A 19,987-nucleotide genomic window follows, 5' to 3' on the forward strand; every position below is an offset into this window, starting at 1 on the left:
CTATGACAGGTCTACGGTAATAAACCTACCTATTTCATTACAGCCAGAAACCCCGATTTTAAAGCATGAGTGAGTTTTGACTTTTGAGAGCCAGCTGGTTCAACACTCTTAACCCGCGCAACGCACTGGCTCTTTTTAACTTCCACCTTGCAGTACTAGCCCCCATAGACACCCGTTTTTTTGTTAGTATTCAAAAAAACCTATTGACACATTTTCAGATCAATTGTTTGTGATTTGTAAGTAAATGTAAACAATTGTTTCAAAAGAAAGCACATGAGGTTTAATGACTGATTATTTCCAAGGAAATTTCCCATTACAATCTGTCTCACTGACGAAGAGTGTGGCCAAGAGCCACGCCCATACCGAAGAGGAGAGCGGAAAATTAGCTGCAACGATAGCCGAAGCTGGATCAGACCGCAAAGCGGGTGAGATTATATTGCTCAAAGTAGCAGAGGTATCTTACCTCGCTGATTACTTTGTGATGATGACTGGCTATTCTAAAGTACAAGTCAGGGCGATCGCTCAAGCAATTGAAGGAAAAGTTGAAACTGAGTTGCAACGGCGTCCCATAAGAACAGAAGGAAAAGTAGAAGGTAGTTGGGTACTACAAGACTATGGTGATGTGATCGTTCACATTATGATGCCCAAGGAACGGGAGTTTTATAATTTAGAAGCGTTCTGGATTCATGCAGAGCGTATTTCCCTTCCAGAATCTGATGAGGGTGAGGGTAAGCCAACATGATTAGGTCTTCGGTTTCAAATTGCCCAGTTCCTACAGACCAACAACCGCTCAACGAGTACGAAGAGTTAAAAAATTCCTGGCTATTTCGTGATAGCACTTTAGATTTGCGCGAGTATATCACGAAAATAGCTTGGATTTGGGGTTTGTCTTGGCTGGTCGCAGGGCCTGTGGCAGCAGCAAGTTTTCCTCCGAACAAGTATATTGCACATTTTATCCTCTGTGGTGCGGCCGCCGCGAGTGTTGGCGTAGTGCTGGCGCTGGTAAGGTTGTACTTAGGCTGGTTCTACGTGTGCGATCGCCTTTGTAGTCCCACAGTCTTTTATGAAGAGTCAGGCTGGTACGACGGTCAAACTTGGACAAAACCAAAGGAAATCCTCAACCGCGATCGCTTGATTGTCGCATACGAAATCAAACCTATTCTGCGGCGGTTACAATTTACCTTTGCTGGGTTGGCGGGAATGTACGTTATTGGTAGTATAGTTTGGCATTTGTTTTAAAAAGTCATTGGTCATTGGTCATTAGTCATTAGCTAAGGACTAATGACTAATAACTAATGACTAATTAATTAAAAAAGGTAATAAATATAAACCCATGACAATGGGAAAACGAACTCAAGCCACAGCACTGGAAGTCAGGTTGCTGCGGGAAGGTATTATTGAATCCAGGCATATAGTCCAAGCTGTTGTATGCGACGAACGAGGACGGGTTCTAACCGTTGCCGGAAATTCTGAAACTGCTGCATTTATCCGTTCAGCGCTCAAACCATTTCAGGCACTCGCAGTCACCACCACAGGTACACTGGAACGTTATGACCTCAGCGATCGCGACTTAGCAATTATCACAAGTTCCCATAAAGGAAGAATAGATCAAGTCCGACAGGTATTTAACATCCTTTGGCGGGCCGATCTTGACCCGACTATACTCCAGTGTCCAATTCCTGAAGGTAAGCACAGTCCTCTGGAATACAATTGCTCTGGTAAACATGCGGGAATGTTAGCTGTCTGTCAGCAACGCCGTTGGCCCTTGAATAACTACTTGGATCGCAAGCACCCAGTACAGCAGTTGATTTTAGGCAAAGTAGCAGAATTGCTGCGAATGCCAGCTGAAGAATTTATCAGCGCTCATGATGACTGTGGCGCACCAACTTATCTGATGCAACTCGGTCACATGGCATCTTTATATGCACTGTTAGCCTCTAGTACAAACTTGGATATGGAGCGCATTGTCCGGGCTATGACTCACCACCCCGCAATGGTCGCTGGAGATGGAGAATTTGATACGGAACTGATGCGTTTAACTCCAGGGGAACTCGTGAGTAAAACTGGTGCCGAAGGAGTGCAGTGCATTGGTAGACTCGGTGAAGGCTTGGGATTGGCAATTAAAGTTATGGATGGGGCAAAACGAGCAAAATACGCCGTGGCTATTCACTTACTCCAGCAAATGGGTTGGATTAGTCCCAGCGCCGCCGAAAGCCTCTGTGAAAAGTTTGTCACCTTGGGAAAATATAAGCGTTTAGAAGTAATTGGAGAATTATCATTTTTGTAGTTGCCAAACTCTTGACTATAGGTTATGATAAAAAAGTTAAGAGCGACGCGGGATAGAGCAGCCTGGTAGCTCGTCGGGCTCATAACCCGAAGGTCAGTGGTTCAAATCCACTTCCCGCCACCAAATAAAAGATAAAATAAAAACCCTACAATCGGTGAAGATTGCAGGGTTTTTGTTTTATTTTGATCTATTCTGGAAGAAATAGCCATCTAAAAGGCGCAAAGAATCATGGTTGTGAAGTTGCAGCGACCAATTTTAGTAGGAGGATTAGGACTGTCCTTTTCTCTGTGGATGTTGGACAGTTGGCACGATTCTATAGTACAAGTGGGTGAGTTTGGTTTATTGAGTGCTTTAGCTGTAGGCGGTGGTTTGTGGTTATTCCAAAAAAATCGCCTAAAAGACAGTTTAGAGCAGCTAGATGGTATGGTGGTGGATCGGACGACTGTCGAAAGTGCGATCGCTAAAACTGAAACTGTAATTAATCAACTAGCACAAGAAGCTGAAAACCACACAGCATTAGAGACACTTAGAGAACAAGTTGCCCAACTGTTGTTGGAGTTAGACAGACAAGAAATTAAAGTTGCTGTGACTGGCGGTAAATCCGTAGGTAAAAGCACTTTAATTAAAGTGTTAAAGGAAAGTGTCGAGACACGAAACTTAGTGTCTTTAGAAGAAACAGCACCTTTATTTAGAGAAGCAGGTGACAATTCAGATGCAGCTGTTTTAGCCGAAGTGGCAAAATCTGATTTTGTTCTGTTCTTGACAAACGGTGATTTGACAGACTCAGAATTTCAAGCCTTACAGCAGCTAAAAGCAGCAAATCAACCCACAATTCTGGTTTTGAACAAACAAGACCAGTATTTAGCTGATGAAAGCGCCAGCGTCTTGCTGTCATTAAAACAGCGAATGCAGGGAAATGTAGTTGCAACTGCGACCTCTCCCATTGCCATCAAAGTCCGAAAGCATGAGACTGATGGTTCTATGCAAGAGTGGATGGAACAACCAGCGCCAAATATCCAACAGTTGACGCAGCAGTTGAGTGAATTGACACAGCAGGGACAACGGCTAGTTTGGTTAACAACCATGAGAAAAGCTGGGTTGTTGAAAGCTGACGCGAAAAACTGGTTGAATGGAACTAGACGCGATCGCGCCACCCCAATTATTGAACAATATCAATGGATAGCTGCTGCTGCTGCTTTTGCTAATCCAGTCCCAGCCCTTGATATCCTAGCGACTGCGGCAATTAATGCTCAGATGGTAATGGATTTAGGTAATATCTATCAGCAGAAATTTTCCTTGGAACAAGCGCAAACTGTAGCTGGAACAATGGGAAGTTTGATGCTGAAACTGGGTTTAGTTGAACTTTCTACAAATGCTATTAGTACTGTCCTCAAAAGTAATGCCATTACCTTTGTTGCTGGCGGCGTAGCGCAGGGAGTAAGTGCAGCTTATCTGACCAGGGTAGCAGGGTTAAGTCTAGTTGAGTATTTCCAACAGCAGGAAATAGCAATAAATTCAGGGACTGGTTTAAATTTGGAGAATTTGCGACAAACCTTACAAAAGGTATTTGGGCAAAATCAGCAGATTGGTTTTTTGCAAGGTTTTGTTAAGCAAAGCATGAAGCATTTGTTACCAGAAGCACAGCAGGTTGAAGTCGTTGGTATTCAGAAAGGGGTGGGATAATTTCATGCAGAAGATTACCAAATTTTAGATTTTAGATTTCTAAAATTAGCTGTAGGTGAACCTAAAATTTACCCAAGCCTAAATTAGGCTTGGGTATATCTAACAATTACTGTGATTAGGAGTTACCAAAAAATTGTAAATAAGGATATTTAGCTAAACAGCACCACTATTTCTATTAAACAGAATAGCTATAGTTTTGAAAATTAGCTTTAAATCGTACACCAAACTCCAATTTTTTTGATACTGCAAATCTAGGCGAATTACATCTTCAAAACTCCGGACTGTAGAACGTCCATTGACTTGCCATTCGCCAGTCATACCGGGTTTAACATCTAAACGTTGCCACTCCGGTACTTCGTAGCGCTCTACTTCATCGGGTGTAGGTGGTCGAGTGCCTACTAAACTCATTTCTCCTTTGAGGACATTCCAAAATTGGGGTAATTCATCAAGACTAGTTCGCCGTAAAAAGCGCCCTATTTTGATAATTCTGGGGTCATTCTCATTTTTGAAAAAAGCACCTTCCACTTGGTTTTGAACTTGGGATTTTTTCGCTTCTGCATCCACACACATAGAGCGGAATTTCCAAATCTTAAACCGTTTTCCCATCCAACCACAACGGATTTGACTAAAGAAAATGGGCCCGGGATCATTAATTTGAATAGCGATCGCAATCGGAATAAATAAAACTCCTGTAATTAATAAACCGACCACAGACCCCACAATGTCTAACAACCGTTTCATCCAAGATGCCACAGAAGGGTGTGTAGTGGGTAACTGCTCTACTTTACGGGAAGTTGTCTTGCGATTATCTACTAAGTCTTCCTGTTGTATTAGCGGCGCATCATCTACAAGCTCTAAGGGGAAAACCTGATCCAATCCTGTGAGTTTTAGGACTGCCATAATTTGAGGTGTTACATTCCGCAGTGTTAATGTAATCCCTTGAGTTTGGGCATATTTAAAATTACTGACTAGAGCACCTAAGCCACTACTATCCATAAAAGTAGTTTGGTGAAAGTCAATAATGATTTGCTTAGGATGTGAATTGGGCTGGATTAAGCTTTGGCAGGTTTGTTTAAAGCCTAAGGCCTCCAGCACACTCAACCGCTTAGGCATTTGCACTATAGCCGTGTCGTTTAGGGAATTAACTGGAAAATCGGCCTCTGTCGGTTGGCTAGTCATGAAGCTCTGCACTTTCGTTGCCATGTATAATGTAATCTGCCAAATATTATTTTGTCCTAGAAAATTACCTAACCTAATATTGGAATCAGTAGTAATAAGGACTAATTTCGATTTACCGGGGCTGAGATTGGAGATCGCTAGCGACGATTCACAATAGAACAAGAAGCCAAAAAACATCCTTGTTGTTGTGCCGACGCAGCGCGATCGCGTTGCTCTCATCAAATGATTACTAAAAATACGGTTACACCTACCGCACGCCTGATTGAAATCTTTTCTGCCATTCAAGGGGAAGGACTAAATGTAGGGACGCGTCAGATATTTATTCGTTTTGCTTTGTGTGATTTGCGCTGTAACTTTTGTGATAGTGTCCACACTTGGAATGCACCTACTAGTTGTCGGATAGAGCGATCGCCTGGATTGCGCGACTTTGAAATCCACTCTAACCCTGTCTCTCTACCCATATTAATTGAATGGATTGAACGACAAAATGTACCTTCTCTACACGATAGCATTAGCTTAACTGGAGGCGAACCACTTCTTCATGCCCCATTTTTAACCCAGTTTCTACCAGAAGTGCGAGCCATAACTGGCCTACCTATATACTTAGAAACTGGCGGACATCGCCCAGAACAACTAGCAATGATTCTCCCTTACTTAGACTCTGTAGGTATGGATTTAAAATTGCCCAGTGTTAGCGGCGAAAGTCATTGGCAAGAACATGCTAAATTTCTCCAATTATGTCATGACTCATATTTAAATGTTTTTGTCAAGATAATTGTGTCTCAAAACACAGATCCAGCCGAGTTGGAACGTTCAGCTTTGTTGGTGGCAGAGGTTAGTCCAGATATCTCAGTATTTTTACAACCTGTTACGCCTTTAGCAGTATCTGAACAATTCTCATCCATACCTGTGTTTGCCCCGACGGCTGATCAAGTTTTAACGTGGCAAGCTTTGATGAAGGGCTTTCTCAGGTATGTACGTGTGATCCCACAGACGCATAAAATGCTGAACCAACTGTAAAATTTGAGTTTGATAAAGATGTAATCAAGAAAAAAGTAAGATTTAATGAAATCGTCATTGCTGCCGCTAATCAGGGAGGCAGCAGCCCCCTTAGTAGGCATTCCCACTCGGAGGCTGTTAACGAGGAAAACAGTAAGGAGTTTGAAGTTCACTCATAATTCATAACTCATAACTCCTGTACAGACGCGATTAATCGAGTCTCTCCTAATTACAACCCGCCCTCATCTGGAGTTTTGGATTTAGCTTTTGCCTTATTAGCACTGCGTTTAAGGGCAGAGAGCCTTGCTTCGTACTTCGACCGTTGGCGCTTACTAGGAGTATTGTCAATCAGGGTTTTCAAGGCGCTACCTAGACTCTTGTAGGCATTGGGGAGGGTATAACCAAACCGAGTTGCCAAAGCGATCGCTTTCTCATCAGCATTCAGCAATTCTCTCAGTTGTTTTTCTCCACTATTTTTTTGGTACAATCGCCAGCCTGACACGCCACACAGCGACAAAGCTAACACCAGAAGCAATCCATCTTGTACCCACAATTCGCCGACAGCACCACCTAAACCGATGGCTAATGCTGCCATTTCCCAACCATCTTTAGGAATCGTGTCATTTTGAACGCGAGCAACTTCATGCCAGAACAGCAGATTACGCTGATCCATTGCGAGGGCATCCCATTTCACCAGGTCAATTTGAATTTCTACCTGGTCTTTACCAATTTCTTCGCAACGAACCAGGGGTGGATTGACTTCAGTTGTGCCTTCAACCGTGACCCAGCTCTGTAATTCTGGCGGTAGTAAGCCTTTCAACCGCCGTAGTTCACTCATTTCCGCTTTGGCAGAGGAGGTTGCATAGGATGTCATAATATCCAGCCCCAGAAAATTTCAGTATATAGTGAGGGTATCACTTTGGAGTATAGCGATTTAAGTGATGATCCGTCTCACTCACCCTTAAAACTTCCTCGCTTTTTTCTCGCTTCCATTGCCTTTTCTAGCAAATCTAGCAATCCTGGAGCTTCTTCTTGGATACTGAGTAACAGTCTTTCCCCAAGTTCTATATTCCCCGGATCAAAACCTGTTGCCATAACTTCTTTCAGGCGAGGTATTGCTATGCTATCGACAATCTGGATTAACCCACTGAGACAACGGTGAAATTGTTTTTCTGTGAGAATCGAGTCTTCTAAAGGAAACTCAATAATGGCACGAATTTCGCCATCAGATGGGTCATACTCCCATTGCAACATTTTGGTTTCCCAGGAAATGGCAAGCATTGTCTGGAGGATAACTGCCTTGTGAGGATGGTCTTGAATTCCTGCTAGAACTTGAGGGGCAAATACCCGGAAAAATTTTCCCTCTTCATCCAGTTGGACAACTATTAGAAAATCTTCTAAGTTATCAGCCTCCACACCTGTTATAATTCGGTCTTCTTGATCATCAAAACGGTAGTCCCAACCAAGGTTATCTAAATAGTTGGCAATCTGTTTGAGGTTAGCTCCCATAAAAGCCTCATAAGGAACGTGGAGCAGTTGTTACCAGACCTAGTTTAACCTGCTAGGGGTAGTTGTTTAGGTTGGTTTGGCTACTTGCGATGTCTCCGACGGGCTACGCCTACGCATAGAAGTATGCAATTAGGGTATTGGACATTGAAAATAATAAAAATAGATGATCGTTCGGCGCTGTGAATGATATTTCCTGAAGGAATTTTGTTAATTATTAAAGAAGCAAAAATCACTATTTTTACAAATCTTAGCCAGTGAAGGATATAGTACTAACTCACTGAAATTTTAATATTTTATTTACAAGCAACAAATCGTTTTCACTGAATGATTGTAGTGAGCAATATTTTTTTGATTATCTAGTAAGTTATGAAGTTCATGCGTAACTCAGCTTTAATTCTAGCGATCGCAAAGACTAGAGATGCGATCGCTCCTTGTGTTGAAGAGTCAGGACAAACAGCAAGTATATTTGCCACTCCAAGCAGTAATCCAGCAGCAGTAGCAACTCGAAATATTAATTTAACCTTTCCATCCCACAACTTCACACCAAGCAGCAGCAAAAAATCCATCTGGGTGCTGACTCCATTCTCGTAAAGCACGACTCATTGCTGTAAGCGCTCCCTCATCAGTCCAACCTTTCTCTACAGCTCCATCCACCTTTTCAGAAGCCTCAATTCGCAGCGCCAAATATTCTGTAGCTTCACTCAGTGGCTCAGAACATTGATAAGAAGCCGAAGCTTGGATATTAGTAAACCCACTTTGGCGCAGCAAGGCGCGTAACTCTCTACCTACGTAAGGATTACCAAAATTTTGCTGCTGGAGCCACTTGTAATAAGCAAATGCTTTTTCCAGTTCTGGTGTAGACGGTGCAATCAAAAACCCGCCCCAGTCAGGACTACGAAGCCCAACAATTCCCCCCGGTTTCAAAACTCGCCACAGTTCTCGTAACGCCTGCGCTGGTTCTTGAAGATGCTCAAACAGCGCATGGGAAAAGATTGCATCAAATAAGTTATCCGGGAAGGGTAAAGCATATATATTTCCCTCTAGAAAATTAGCATTACTAACACCTTGAGTAAAAGCAGTCTCAGCAGCTATCTGGATTTGAGAAGCTTCTCGATCAATACCTGTAAGCGTACCAGGAGCGATCGCTTTTGCTAAACCCAAAGCGATCGTCCCAGGCCCGCAACCGCAATCTAACAATTTCATACCTGGACGTAAATAAGGCTTGAAAAACGCACCATGAGTATCTAAGCTGCGTTTTGCCATAAAATTCGTCGCATTACTTGAATAGCCTGGAGTATACTTTTCCTGCATTGCTCTGATTCCCCGCGATATTTGTATGAGTATCATAAGCAGGGGCTTTTCAGATGTCCAATATATATTTAAATAAAATTGAAACTTATAAAATATCAAAAAAATGGAATTGCGACATCTGCGCTACTTTATTGCTGTCGCTGAAGAACTGCACTTCAGTAGAGCCGCCGAGCGATTGCATATTGCTCAACCGCCTTTAAGCCAGCAAATTCAGCAACTAGAAACACAATTGGGAGTAGAACTGTTTCAGCGTAAAACCAAGCGACAGGTGCAGTTGACGGAAGCTGGACAAGTTTTTTTGCAAGAAGCTTATCAACTTTTGGCTCAACTAGAAAAAGCAATTGAGCTAACCCAAAAAACGGGAAGAGGTGAAAAGGGACAACTACGAATTGGGTTTACTAGTTTGGTAACTTATGATTTACTTCCTGTAATTTTGCGACGCTTTCGAGAACAGTTTCCAGAAGTAGAGTTGATTTTGCAAGAATTAACCACAACTCAGCAGGAACAAGCGCTACAAGAACGCCGCATCCATGTAGGTTTTGCCCATCCACCGTTAGAAGACAACACACTCAATCAAAAGTGCATTCAGCAAGAAGCTTTAATTGTGGCTATGTTAGAAACTCATCCCTTAGCTGAACAAGAAAAGATTTCAGTGCGATCGCTAGTAAACGAAAACTTTATCATGTTCCCTCGCCATTTGGGCCCCGGACTTTACGACCAAATCGTAAGTCTTTGCCAGCAAGGAAATTTCAGCCCGAAAGTGACTCAAGAAGCGATTCAAATGCAGACAATTATCGGATTGGTTTCAGCAGGAATGGGGATTGCGATCGTACCGTCTTCATTGAAAAATCTTCAAAGGGTTGGTGTAGTTTATCGCGCTGTAGAGGAGAAAACACCATTAGTAGAAACGGCTATAGTGTGGCGGGAAGAAGATATGACACCTATACTAAGGGAATTTCTGCAACTTGTCAGAAGTATCTGTGGTTAATTGATTAGTTGTCTCCACGCCAGGTAAAAATAATTTGTTCATCAGCTTGCCTAAACTCAATATTAAATTTATCAAATACAACTTCTCTTCCTAGAAGTAATTGTTCTCCACCTGTATTAGTTTGTAACCATGCCACAGTCGCAATAAAACTGTGTTCATCAATTGTCATTTCAACATTACGTAAAACATACTCAACTCTTCCGCCAATGGTTTCTGCTAATAACGTTGATTCAGCATCAGCCAAAGCGTAGCCTAAATCTTGACCGACTTTTAAGGAAATTAAACTTAATTCAGCACCAGAGTCTACTAACATTATTGTAAAAACTTCTATATCTCTATGCTTCAGCTTTACATGATAATTTGGTTGCCAGTCATGCCGAGCAATTGTACGAAAGCGAATTGGTAGAATTTGGATAGAAGCGGTGCGACGTGGAACTAAGTAAATTACAAATAGCTGTTTTGAAGCCTCTGCCAATTCTATAACTTCACGCAGATTTTCACTGTGAGCGATTAAGCCATTAGCATTGTAAGCAATATATTGATTTTTATATAAATCTAATAACATTTGGCGATTCTGGTTTAGCCACTTCAGTATTTGCTGACTTTCATCGGGAGAGGGCGTTTTATTCATAGATTTTTTTATGAGTTTTTGATTTTAGAAGATAGATAGTTTTATCTTCTGCATTTGGTGTTTCAATTAACACGATCACTTTCGTAACAGTTTCCAATACTGCTCAGTTAAGAATATTGGTAGATTGGACTGAACGAAGTGAAACCCAACAAACCCCGCAAAATATTGGGTTTGGTTCCTCAACCCAACCTACACATTTTGATTTACTCGCGTCTTTATTACCATATTCTAACTGTATCTGACTAAGATAGAATTTGAGCGATCGCTCTATCATCTGCGGTTTGTTCAATCCTCTCGACCATTACAATCGATCTTTTTTTGTGTTAATCTACTTATTTAGTTAAGAAAATTTCGCTAGCTTGTCAATGTATTATTAAAATAGAAATTCTTATATCAAGCGCCGCCATAAATTGGAATTAAACCTGTGTCTGCTAAAGATGCTTTTCATACAGTTGTAAAAACAGCACTTCAGAAAGAAGGGTGGTTAATCACTCACGATCCTTATACTCTCCAGGCGGGAAGCCTTGAGCTATATATTGATTTAGGAGCAGAAAAAGTTATTGCAGCCGAAAAACAAGGACAAAAAATAGCTGTTGAAATTAAGAGTTTTCTAAGTCCGTCAAAAATAACAGAACTTTATGCTGCATTAGGACAATTTATTATTTACCGAATTGCTTTACAAAAACAAGAAGCTAATCGTACTTTATATTTAGCAGTTCCTAGTACTGTTTATAATGATTTTTTTATACTTCCATCTATCCAATCTGTAATTAAAACTAATCAATGTTTACTAATTTATAATATTGAACAGGAGGCGATAGACCAATGGCAAAGCTAGACGAATATCGACAATATATTAAGAATTTACTTCAACAAAACGCTAGTATTGTTTGGGATAATCGCATTCAAGCAGAGACAATTTTTGATACAGAACACGATCGTTATCAATTAGTTTATGTAGGTTGGCGCGATCAAAACCGCATATATGGGCCTGTTCTCCATCTAGATATTATTGACGAAAAAATCTGGATTCAGCAAGATGGAACAGAGATAGGAATTGCGAATGAATTGGTTGATTTAGGTGTCCCAAAAGAGGATATTGTTTTAGGTTTTCAGTTACCTTCTGTGCGTAAATATACAGATTTTGCTGTTAATTAAGGGTGGGTTTCAAGCCGCGTTCAACAGTCACCTTTAAGGCTTTTGATAATAATTTCAGCCATTTCTACCAGCTTGCCTTTTACTTATGATTGTATCTGCGATCGCTCTGCATCTTCTGGTTAAAAAGAGCGATCACCTGAACTAAAACAATATCCCAGCCTTAATAACCTTTATTACTCATAATGATATTTGCAAGTCAAAATAATCAATAAATCTTCTTGCACTTTGTAAACTAATCTATGTTCATCTGTGATCCGCCTTGACTAGTAACCTTGTAGTTCATATTTTAATGGTTCTGGCTTCCCTATACCCGCAAAAGGATCTCTTTGTATATCTCTAATCAGTGCTAATATTTTTTTGAAAATTTTCTTGTCTTCTGTTGCCCACTGTCCTAATTGTTCAAAAGCTTCTGGTTCAAAGGCAACTTTTTTCATATTCATCTAAATCTACATAAATTAGGTTTCCTTCTTCTACATTCTTTAAAGCTTTGAGCAAATGTTTTTTATTAGTTTCGGATTTCAGAAGATAGGTAGTTTCATCTTCTTCAATTGTTGTTTCAACTAACACAATGACTTCTACAACAGTTCCTTCTGGTAATTCCGTTGAAGACAGTTCAATTTTGCCATCTTTTCCAACAATAGTCTTTTGTTTAATTCCACTAAGCATAATTCATATTTACTCTTATCTTTACACCCTATTTTAACTGTATATGACTTAGATGAGATTTTAGCGATCGCTTTCTCCTCTGCGGTTTGTTCAATCTTCTGGAGGATGCCAACCCGCAAGTACCCAATAACTGTTAATTCATGGCTGGTTTCAAGCCGCGTTCAACACCTACTTTTAAGGCTCTTGCTTTACTTACTAAACCATGTCGATAGACCTGCATGAGTTCATCTAGTTGACGAACTTCTGCATCATTCAACTGTCCCTCTCGATGACGCGCTTGCAAGTCACTGAAAACCTCTTGCTGCTGAGTTTCCATCTGCATATCGCACATAGCTAAAACCTGATCATCCGGTAGAGACTCCAGAGGTAGTTCGGTAATGGCGCTCTCAATCCATTCTAGTAATACATCTTCAAGTCGCCGATGTGTGAAAGCAGCAATTTCCTTTGCCTTTTGTGCCAATGATTCAGGGAGTTGAAGGGTGACAATTTCAGCCATTTTCTACCTGCTTGCTTTTACTTATGATTGTATCTGCATCGCTCTGCATCTTCTGGTTAAAAACAGCGATCGCTTCAACTAAAAAAATATCCCCACTTCAATAAAATTTACTACTCATAATGGTATTTACAAGTCAAAATAATCAATCTTCTTCAATTTTATAAATTTGTGGTTCAAAGAGAATTTTTTCATATTCATCTAAATTAACAAAAATTAAGTTACCTTTTTCTACATTTTCTAAAGCTTTGAGTAGATGTTTCTTGTTAGTTTCTGATTTCAGAAGATAGGTAGTTTCGTCTTCTTCAAATGCTGGTTCAATTAGCATAATGACTTGTACTACAGTTTTCGCATCTTTATCATCATATTGTAACTGTATCTGAGTGAGATGAATTTGAGTGATCGTTATTAGACAGAATAAAACTCAAATTTGGAATACTGAGTAAAGCGTAGGTATTAGCTTATTAAGGTTTAGTAATTAGGAAAAAACGGTGAATTCAATGAAATATGCCAATTTTAAACAAGTTTGTTTTTATTTTAATATAACTATTTATAGGTATTTTTTATAATGTAAAGTGTGTAATTACTGAGATTAAAGAACATGATTAGTTTTTATCAAGCTAAATTAAGGGTTTTCTCTCAGGTAAATATTTTTAAAATATAAGACTATAAATAAGTTTTATACAGTAGACCAATGTCTTCTCCTCAAAAGAAAATAAGAGTAATAGCAGTACGGGATTCAATGCTTGACGGTCTTCCAAAAGAGCTTAAGAATAATTTTATATTCATTGCAATACTATATATTATTATTTTTATGCTTGTATGGGCAGTTTCAGAACAATTATTAAAGTTCATCATTTTTCCATTGTCAATTATTTTTGGAAGCAATTCTTTTTATGATTGCCCTAGTTTGTCTGAAATAGCCAATGGTTCTCGTTTATGTATGCTTAAAAATTGGGTAAGCGAAAGTATAAAATTTATATCGTGTATAATAAGTTTTATTTTTTTACTTACACCTATAGAAGTTTTATAAAACTAGAGAAGTTTTAGCTTTTAAAGTGTTCAAAGCCAGATGATTATTACAAGTAAAAAGCCAAATGAATCCATCCATACTTAGAGGTTAATTAAGTTAACATGAAGAAAGAAATGGGCATTATTTTAGGCATTTTAGCCTTTGTTTTATTATCAAACATTACAAATAAACTATTTTTTGAAAAATCATCTGAACAAATAGCTAAAGAAAAGTGTAAAAATCTAGTAAACACAGCAGAAGCACTTGTTCCTGGGGGTTTTCCAATAATAACTGTTACAATTGACAGTAAAACTTATAATTGTAATTAATATGAAGGAAACTATAAAAACATTTAAGATTACTTTTGGAATTCTGACTATATTTAGCGTAGTTGTTTTTGGATGGAATTTTTATCAAAAACAACAAGCAGAAGCAGAGTTAAATCAGGCTTGTGAGAAAATGAAGGCATTACGTTCTGAAGTTATGAGAAGAATAGACAAAGGAAAAAAGGTTTCTAATACAGAAGTATCAGCAATCAATCAAATAGGGGTAATAATGAGAATTAAGTGTCCTCAGTAATTTTATGAAACCAATCGCCGTTTTGAAGCAAGTAAATCTTCATCTTAATTATTTGAAGAGGTTTTCTTTATTTCTTGAAGAAGTTGTTCTTGTTCTTGTGCGGGAAGTTGTAGGACAAGATTAAGAATTTGCTCGAAGGTTAGGGGGAGTTGATAGGTTTTTTGAGTCATGGTGAGTTCTGGAGTTAGTGAATAGAAACTTGTTAGCTTTTTAATCAGGTTTAAGCCAGTTTTATACTTTTAAATCACGATTCCTCTATGCCTTGGCGAATTGCATTATTCATATCCTCAAGGGTTTTAGGTTTTCCTTGATATTTTAAGCAACCTGCTACATCATCTAATTTAGTTTCTAGAAAAGGTTTTTTAGGCTTTAAAAGAATTCCATCACCCATATCAATAATAATAAATTCTTGACCTACTTCCCATTGATGAGCTTCCCGCAAAGATTGGGGAATAATTACTTGTCCTTGGAGAGACAATTTGGTAATTTCCATTAATTTAAGAAGTAAAAAACTAAGAGTAATATAAGAATTTTAGCATTTTTGATTATTCCAAATTCTCCTCTTACTCTGCGTTCTCCGCGCCTCTGCGGTTCGTAAAAAAAGGCGAACCCGAAAGTTCGCCCTACATAGTATTATGCTGTTGCTCAATCCAAACTAAAATCTAAATCTTCGCTTCTTCTCTCACCAACTTATCCCAACCCAAATCTTTCAAATTATTATTCCGACGTAGCGGACGAGTCACCAACTCTAATATGTCACGCGCATTCGTAAAGCCGTGAATTTGAGCAAAAGTGAACTCTACAGACCACTTTGTATTAATACCGCGTGCTTCCAATGGGTTAGCGTGAGCCATACCAGTAATTACCAAATCTGGTTTCAACTCATAAATTCGCTGAAGTTGATTGTAATTATCCGGCTTTTCTACAATCTTTGGCAGAGGTGAATTCATTTCCTGACAAGTTTTCTCCAGCAATGCCAACTCAGCAGCTTGATAGCGTTTATCCATGTACGGAATGCCGATTTCGTGAACTGTCATTCCACAACGGATTAAGAATCTTGCTTGGGAAATCTCCAGCAAGTTATCACCCATGAAGAATACAGACTTACCGCGAATCAGTTTCACATAATCTTCCAAGCCTGCCCAGATTTGTGCTTCCCGTTCATCTAAACCCTTAGGAGTAATACCGAACACCGAGCAGATTTTCTCAATCCAAGCGCGGGTTCCATCGGGGCCAATGGGGAAGGGTGCGCCAATGAGTTTACACTTGCGGCGGCGCATTAAGGTGGTAGCTGTACGGCTGAGGAAGGGGTTGACACCAGCGACATAATACCCTTCTTCTAGTACTGGCAGTTCAGTGAAGCGTTTCGCAGGTAGCCAGCCGGAAACTTTGATGCCTTGTTTTTTCAGTTCCAAGGTTAACTGAGTAACTACGGGATCGGGAAGGGAGCCAAAGAGAACTAAGGGTGGATGATCTACGTATTCAGATTCATCTTGGGCGACATCTTCTTTCTTCTTACCGAAGTTTAGCAATTTTGCGATCGCATTACGTTCACTTTTCTCTGTTTCCGCCACCGGAGCCTTATCAGGACAACGGTTAGCCATTGCTGCTAATACGGTGTCTTCCCCTTGGGTAAAGGCGTAATCTAGACCATTTGCCCGCGCTACAACAATGGGAATACCAATTTCAGATTCTAGTTTCGGTGCCAAACCTTCCAAATCTGTTTTGATAATTTCGGTGGTACAAGTGCCAATCCAGACAATTACACTAGGATTGCGATCGCGTTTAATCTGCAAGCACAACCGCTTTAACTCTTCATAATCATTCAGTTGTGCCGAAATATCGCCCTCTTCCAACTCTGCCATTGCATAGCGGGGTTCAGCAAAAATCATCACCCCCATCGCATTTTGCAGGAAGTAGCCACAAGTTTTTGTCCCAATTACCAAAAAGAAGCTATCTTCAATTTTTTGGTATAACCACGCCACGCAGCTAATTGGGCAAAAGGTATGGTAATTTCCAGTTTCACATTCAAAGCTTAAAGCTTCTGGTTGTTGAGCGACAGTCATTTTGGTTTTTTCTCCCCTTGATATTTAATGGCAGGTCAACCAATTTTAGATTTTAGATTGATAATTTTGGATTGAAGACTGGGACAACAAAAGTATCCTTTGCCTGACGACAATTTCCCTAATTCCTTATCCAAAATCCCAAATTTAAAACTTAAAATTGCGAGGAACGGCAATAATTAAGCGTTGGGGAAGAGACGGGCAATTTCTGATTCATCAAAAACGCCTGCTGGCAGTTCTTCCCCTAAAAAATCGTTACTTTCTTCAGCTTTTTTTTGCAAAGCTGTTTCATCACTCCAGACATCTGACAACACGTCTTTAAACGCATTCTCATCTAGTGGACTATCTTCAAGCGCCTCGTCTTCATCGAGCTTGATTTCCATTGCATCTGTTGTACCGAAGCCCATGTCCCCAAACTCATCTGCTTCTAAAGTAGAGGTTTTGAGAGACTCTTCTTTTGAGTCGTGTCCGTTTGATAATGAAATATCACCAAAGGCATCTTCGGTTTCCTGTAAATCGCTGAGTTCTAGGCTTTGCTCCTCAGAATCCCCAATTGTGACTTCTTGAATTACCGCCACCGCCGCAAAGCTATTTGTATGAGAATGTGTCAATGTTTCATATTCAGGCTTTTCGTCAATGACAGCTGCTGCTTCTTCTACAAATCTCTCTACTTCTGGGTTGGCAAAGCGATTACCAAGAGCGAAATCTGGGTCAAAATGCAAATCCAGTACTTCAATCAAGGTATCAGCATCAGGATTGAGTTTGGCAAAGGGCAACATTAACTGCGCTAGTTTTGGCTCTAGGGCGTTAACAACTCCCAGGATGAGGTAAGAAGGTGGTCGCTTCCCGCCATCAGGTGTGTATACCGATTCTACTTGCATGTGCAGCGTGATCCAGTCCCGATTGTTCTGGAAAAATTGCAACCACTTTTGCTTTAATGAGCCTGTAAAGCTGTGAAAGAATGCCATGTTATTGTCCCCCATCCTGAGAACTTGGTGATTTATACAATCATCAAGTCTAGTTCCTCTTCTGAATTAGGAACCTGGGGTTTTCCCGGATTTAGATAAAAATCAGATAACAAAGAGAACAACTCACGATCTGGTGTGTCATTAGGCACAACACCTTCTGGACGCGCTAGAATTTGGTCGGCGATGTTGAGATAGTAGTCGCAAACGTAGTCTAGGGAAGGATCTTGCTCTGCCATCTCAAACAAAGTCTTACCTTTTACACGAGAAACACGGATATCTTCAATTAAAGGTAAAACTTCTAGAACTGGCATTGGGACTGCTTCTATATATTTTTCAATCAAGTCGCGCTTGGAGGTGCGATTGCCAATTAACCCAGCTAAACGCAGTGGGTGAGTTCGTGCTTTTTCACGGACTGAAGCCGCAATCCGATTTGCCGCAAACAAAGCATCAAAGCCGTTGTCTGTAACGATCAGGCAGTAATCTGCATAGTTGAGTGGTGCTGCAAAACCACCACAAACTACGTCACCCAGAACGTCAAAGAGAATTACATCGTACTCATCAAAGGCGTTGAGTTCTTTAAGTAATTTTACGGTTTCACCGACTACGTATCCACCGCATCCAGCACCCGCAGGAGGCCCACCAGCTTCTACGCAATCCACGCCGCCGTAGCCTTTATAAATTACATCTTCAGGCCAGACATCTTCGTAGTGATAATCCTTTTCTTGGAGGGTGTCGATAATTGTGGGAATCAAAAACCCAGTCAGGGTAAAGGTACTGTCATGTTTGGGGTCGCAACCAATTTGCAGCACTTTTTTGCCACGTTTAGCTAGGGCGACTGATATGTTACAGCTAGTTGTGGATTTACCGATACCACCTTTTCCGTAGACTGCTAGTTTCACTTTTATTTGCCTCTTATAGCTTCTTGTCTAACTTGTGGCTCAAACATTTGCCTTCACCTTTCCTGAGATGGCGATGCGTGAGGTCTGTGAATGTCATTATTGGGCAAATTACATAGAAAAGAAAGTGGCTCTTAATTTGGAAAACGGTCTTATGTGATGAATTAATTCACAATTAGATTTATTTGGGTTTTTATCGTACTTAAAGGCTTTATTAGCTCTAAAAACTAGAAATAAACAATTTTTATTACTTATTTTTATAAAAATAGTTACAAAAAACAAAAAGCTAAAATTGGCTTTTTTGAACGCTTTTCATAGAATTAGCTAATGGTCGAACAACGTGTTTTCAAGGCATTGGGGCGCTGGGTCAAGATTAAGGAGAAGTATATGCAGCCTTATGCTGGAAATATTACTGAAATTTGCGTTAGCGTAGCTCACCAAAGCTATAGCAGATAAATTGCCAGTTTTCAGTCGGTAGTCACAAGCATTTAATTGCTGCTTGAGAGTAAGTTACTCTGATTTTGTAAAAAATTATTAAATTGTCAAATATTTTCCAAGAGCCACGGCAATAGAATTCACGGCTACACAAAACAAAGCCCACCTCCGTGGGCTAAGAGAATAATTTGAGAGTGTGCGTAAGTCCTAAAATTTATTTCAGTCGAGCTATAGAAAGGAATCAGGACACCTCTGTTTCAAGTCCGTGGATTTCCTGTAATGTTTGCCAGCCAGCTTGCCACTGTGAGTTATCTTGTAATAATTTGGCATTTATCCAAAAACGGACTTTCGGATCGCAAGCAGCAACCATTTCGGCGTAAACCCAGGTAGCCTGATTTTTCCGATTTACTACTTGAAAGTGCCGCCAGCCATCAACTTTTTGCTGTGCCGTCCACTTAGAACCAACTAGGTAAGGAAATTTTTGTTTTTTAATCATTTTTTATTAGTCATTAGTCATTTGTCATTGGGCATTGGGTATTGGATATTAGTTATTCGACTCTTGCTCCCTCTGCCTTCCCTGCTCCTCATCCCCCACTCTCCAGCTAAGATGTCACTAAATCACCATTACGGGTAAACTTCTGGCAATGCAACTCATTATCTTGCTGAACACATAGCGAAAACCATTTAATACGGCTCCAGCAGGTGTTGATGTTATTGGTAATTTTGCGCTTTTTCTTGGAAAGGCGTTGTCTTACGACTTCATTAGGGCAAAGAATTTCTAACGTACCCGTACCATCTTCGTAATTGACGATGCGAAATAGACAGTCTTGCAACATGGCACGGCTACTGCTGTCGAAGAACCGCTTAAATCGCTGTAGCTTTTCCCCTTCAGTCATTTGGCTGATGGGTTTTATTTTCAAGAAATCTTCATCCTCAAAATCAAAGTCATCATTTTCAAAGTCGTAGGGATCAATCATTTTCCATACTTGTTAATTTAACGTAAAAGCCATGTCCCGCAAGGAACTGAATGCGATCGCTGGGCGTGCCAACCACCGTTGTGAGTACTGCCAATGGGAAATCGGAACTACGGGAAAATACGACTTTTACAAGACGTGAACACCGATCTAGGC

Annotated in this window: 27 protein-coding genes, 1 tRNA gene and 1 pseudogene; 12 read left to right on the forward strand and 17 right to left on the reverse strand. The window is 40.2% G+C overall.

Annotated features, from left to right (window positions below; genetic code table 11):
• The first annotated feature begins 283 nt into the window (after positions 1-283).
• The 5 genes from rsfS to RMZ43_RS13215 all read left to right on the forward strand — a co-directional run bounded on the left by rsfS (position 284) and on the right by RMZ43_RS13215 (position 3,970).
• A complete protein-coding gene (gene rsfS / locus RMZ43_RS13195) occupies positions 284-742 on the forward strand; it encodes a ribosome silencing factor (protein ID WP_322648059.1) in 459 nt (152 codons plus the stop codon).
• Positions 739-1,239: a CGLD27 family protein gene (locus tag RMZ43_RS13200; protein WP_322654883.1), complete on the forward strand. Its 501-nt coding sequence runs from the start codon at positions 739-741 to the stop codon at positions 1,237-1,239. Before rsfS ends, RMZ43_RS13200 begins: the two co-directional genes overlap by 4 nt.
• Positions 1,240-1,333: 94 nt before the next feature.
• Positions 1,334-2,287: an asparaginase gene (locus tag RMZ43_RS13205; RefSeq protein ID WP_322648057.1), complete on the forward strand. Its 954-nt coding sequence runs from the start codon at positions 1,334-1,336 to the stop codon at positions 2,285-2,287.
• 46 nt (positions 2,288-2,333) lie between these two features.
• Positions 2,334-2,410, forward strand: a tRNA-Met gene (locus RMZ43_RS13210).
• A 105-nt stretch (positions 2,411-2,515) separates the two neighbouring features.
• The gene (locus RMZ43_RS13215; RefSeq protein WP_322654882.1) at positions 2,516-3,970 is read left to right on the forward strand and encodes a YcjF family protein; all 1,455 of its coding nucleotides are present in this window, start codon (positions 2,516-2,518) and stop codon (positions 3,968-3,970) included.
• Positions 3,971-4,123: 153 nt separating this feature from the next.
• On the opposite strand, the gene RMZ43_RS13220 is transcribed toward RMZ43_RS13215, so the two are convergent.
• The gene (locus RMZ43_RS13220; RefSeq protein ID WP_322648055.1) at positions 4,124-5,173 is read right to left on the reverse strand and encodes an anti-sigma factor antagonist; all 1,050 of its coding nucleotides are present in this window, start codon (positions 5,171-5,173) and stop codon (positions 4,124-4,126) included.
• Positions 5,174-5,371: 198 nt separating this feature from the next.
• On the opposite strand from RMZ43_RS13220, the gene RMZ43_RS13225 reads away from it, so the two are divergent.
• Positions 5,372-6,169: a 7-carboxy-7-deazaguanine synthase QueE gene (locus RMZ43_RS13225; RefSeq protein ID WP_322648054.1), complete on the forward strand. Its 798-nt coding sequence runs from the start codon at positions 5,372-5,374 to the stop codon at positions 6,167-6,169.
• A 208-nt stretch (positions 6,170-6,377) separates the two neighbouring features.
• Here the strand turns inward: RMZ43_RS13225 and RMZ43_RS13230 are convergent, their stop codons facing one another.
• The 4 genes from RMZ43_RS13230 to RMZ43_RS13245 form a co-directional block, all read right to left on the reverse strand.
• On the reverse strand, positions 6,378-7,022 hold the full coding sequence (locus RMZ43_RS13230) for a DUF3318 domain-containing protein (RefSeq protein ID WP_322648053.1): 645 nt from the start codon (positions 7,020-7,022) through the stop codon (positions 6,378-6,380).
• 77 nt (positions 7,023-7,099) lie between these two features.
• Positions 7,100-7,657 (reverse strand): hypothetical protein, encoded by a 558-nt coding sequence (locus RMZ43_RS13235; RefSeq protein ID WP_322648052.1) that lies wholly within the window; start codon positions 7,655-7,657, stop codon positions 7,100-7,102.
• 356 nt (positions 7,658-8,013) lie between these two features.
• A complete protein-coding gene (locus tag RMZ43_RS13240; RefSeq protein ID WP_322648051.1) occupies positions 8,014-8,223 on the reverse strand; it encodes a hypothetical protein in 210 nt (69 codons plus the stop codon).
• Positions 8,174-8,968: a methyltransferase domain-containing protein gene (locus tag RMZ43_RS13245; protein ID WP_322654881.1), complete on the reverse strand. Its 795-nt coding sequence runs from the start codon at positions 8,966-8,968 to the stop codon at positions 8,174-8,176. Before RMZ43_RS13245 ends, RMZ43_RS13240 begins: the two co-directional genes overlap by 50 nt.
• A gap of 103 nt (positions 8,969-9,071) precedes the next feature.
• On the opposite strand from RMZ43_RS13245, the gene RMZ43_RS13250 reads away from it, so the two are divergent.
• Entirely contained in the window at positions 9,072-9,956 is an 885-nt protein-coding gene (locus RMZ43_RS13250) for a LysR family transcriptional regulator (RefSeq protein WP_322654880.1), read from the forward strand.
• Positions 9,957-9,960: 4 nt separating this feature from the next.
• On the opposite strand, the gene RMZ43_RS13255 is transcribed toward RMZ43_RS13250, so the two are convergent.
• Complete coding sequence (locus RMZ43_RS13255; protein ID WP_322654879.1) at positions 9,961-10,587, reverse strand: retropepsin-like domain-containing protein; 627 nt, start codon at positions 10,585-10,587, stop codon at positions 9,961-9,963.
• A 424-nt stretch (positions 10,588-11,011) separates the two neighbouring features.
• Here RMZ43_RS13255 and RMZ43_RS13260 point away from each other — a divergent pair, with 424 nt between their 5' ends.
• Both RMZ43_RS13260 and RMZ43_RS13265 read left to right on the forward strand, forming a co-directional pair.
• A complete protein-coding gene (locus RMZ43_RS13260) occupies positions 11,012-11,425 on the forward strand; it encodes a XisH family protein (RefSeq protein WP_322654878.1) in 414 nt (137 codons plus the stop codon).
• Positions 11,413-11,745, forward strand: coding sequence for a XisI protein (locus RMZ43_RS13265; RefSeq protein WP_322654877.1), 333 nt, complete (start codon positions 11,413-11,415; stop codon positions 11,743-11,745). Before RMZ43_RS13260 ends, RMZ43_RS13265 begins: the two co-directional genes overlap by 13 nt.
• Positions 11,746-11,918: 173 nt before the next feature.
• On the opposite strand, the pseudogene RMZ43_RS13270 reads toward RMZ43_RS13265, so the two are convergent.
• The 4 genes and pseudogenes from RMZ43_RS13270 to RMZ43_RS13285 form a co-directional block, all read right to left on the reverse strand.
• A pseudogene (locus RMZ43_RS13270) lies at positions 11,919-12,179 on the reverse strand (Txe/YoeB family addiction module toxin).
• Positions 12,160-12,411, reverse strand: a complete 252-nt coding sequence (locus RMZ43_RS13275; RefSeq protein WP_322654876.1) for a hypothetical protein — start codon at positions 12,409-12,411, stop codon at positions 12,160-12,162. The pseudogene RMZ43_RS13270 and the gene RMZ43_RS13275 overlap by 20 nt, the downstream one beginning before the upstream one ends.
• A 133-nt stretch (positions 12,412-12,544) precedes the next feature.
• The gene (locus tag RMZ43_RS13280) at positions 12,545-12,907 is read right to left on the reverse strand and encodes a hypothetical protein (protein WP_322654875.1); all 363 of its coding nucleotides are present in this window, start codon (positions 12,905-12,907) and stop codon (positions 12,545-12,547) included.
• A gap of 142 nt (positions 12,908-13,049) precedes the next feature.
• Positions 13,050-13,232, reverse strand: a complete 183-nt coding sequence (locus tag RMZ43_RS13285) for a hypothetical protein (RefSeq protein ID WP_322654874.1) — start codon at positions 13,230-13,232, stop codon at positions 13,050-13,052.
• Positions 13,233-13,598: 366 nt separating this feature from the next.
• Here RMZ43_RS13285 and RMZ43_RS13290 point away from each other — a divergent pair, with 366 nt between their 5' ends.
• The 3 genes from RMZ43_RS13290 (at position 13,599) to RMZ43_RS13300 (ending at position 14,495) form a co-directional block, all read left to right on the forward strand.
• Complete coding sequence (locus RMZ43_RS13290; RefSeq protein ID WP_322654873.1) at positions 13,599-13,937, forward strand: hypothetical protein; 339 nt, start codon at positions 13,599-13,601, stop codon at positions 13,935-13,937.
• Between the two features lie 101 nt (positions 13,938-14,038).
• A complete protein-coding gene (locus RMZ43_RS13295; RefSeq protein ID WP_322654872.1) occupies positions 14,039-14,245 on the forward strand; it encodes a hypothetical protein in 207 nt (68 codons plus the stop codon).
• A gap of 1 nt (position 14,246) precedes the next feature.
• A complete protein-coding gene (locus RMZ43_RS13300; protein WP_322654871.1) occupies positions 14,247-14,495 on the forward strand; it encodes a hypothetical protein in 249 nt (82 codons plus the stop codon).
• 44 nt (positions 14,496-14,539) lie between these two features.
• Here RMZ43_RS13300 and RMZ43_RS13305 read toward each other — a convergent pair whose 3' ends face one another.
• From RMZ43_RS13305 to RMZ43_RS13335, 7 genes are all read right to left on the reverse strand, one after another.
• A complete protein-coding gene (locus RMZ43_RS13305) occupies positions 14,540-14,665 on the reverse strand; it encodes a hypothetical protein (RefSeq protein ID WP_322654870.1) in 126 nt (41 codons plus the stop codon).
• A 74-nt stretch (positions 14,666-14,739) separates the two neighbouring features.
• Entirely contained in the window at positions 14,740-14,988 is a 249-nt protein-coding gene (locus RMZ43_RS13310) for an AbrB/MazE/SpoVT family DNA-binding domain-containing protein (RefSeq protein ID WP_322654869.1), read from the reverse strand.
• Positions 14,989-15,157: 169 nt separating this feature from the next.
• Positions 15,158-16,561: a ferredoxin:protochlorophyllide reductase (ATP-dependent) subunit N gene (locus tag RMZ43_RS13315; protein ID WP_322648039.1), complete on the reverse strand. Its 1,404-nt coding sequence runs from the start codon at positions 16,559-16,561 to the stop codon at positions 15,158-15,160.
• A gap of 176 nt (positions 16,562-16,737) precedes the next feature.
• Positions 16,738-17,526 carry a DUF5331 domain-containing protein gene (locus tag RMZ43_RS13320; protein ID WP_322654868.1) on the reverse strand — a complete coding sequence of 263 codons (789 nt, stop codon included), beginning with the start codon at positions 17,524-17,526 and terminating at the stop codon, positions 16,738-16,740.
• Between the two features lie 32 nt (positions 17,527-17,558).
• Complete coding sequence (gene bchL, locus RMZ43_RS13325) at positions 17,559-18,425, reverse strand: ferredoxin:protochlorophyllide reductase (ATP-dependent) iron-sulfur ATP-binding protein (RefSeq protein ID WP_012410753.1); 867 nt, start codon at positions 18,423-18,425, stop codon at positions 17,559-17,561.
• A 673-nt stretch (positions 18,426-19,098) separates the two neighbouring features.
• Entirely contained in the window at positions 19,099-19,353 is a 255-nt protein-coding gene (locus tag RMZ43_RS13330; RefSeq protein WP_322654867.1) for a TIGR02450 family Trp-rich protein, read from the reverse strand.
• A 106-nt stretch (positions 19,354-19,459) separates the two neighbouring features.
• Positions 19,460-19,834, reverse strand: coding sequence for a hypothetical protein (locus RMZ43_RS13335; protein WP_322654866.1), 375 nt, complete (start codon positions 19,832-19,834; stop codon positions 19,460-19,462).
• Between the last annotated feature and the right edge of the window lie 153 nt (positions 19,835-19,987).

It is taken from the genome of Nostoc sp. CmiVER01 (assembly GCF_034531135.2).
Lineage (GTDB): Bacteria > Cyanobacteriota > Cyanobacteriia > Cyanobacteriales > Nostocaceae > Nostoc.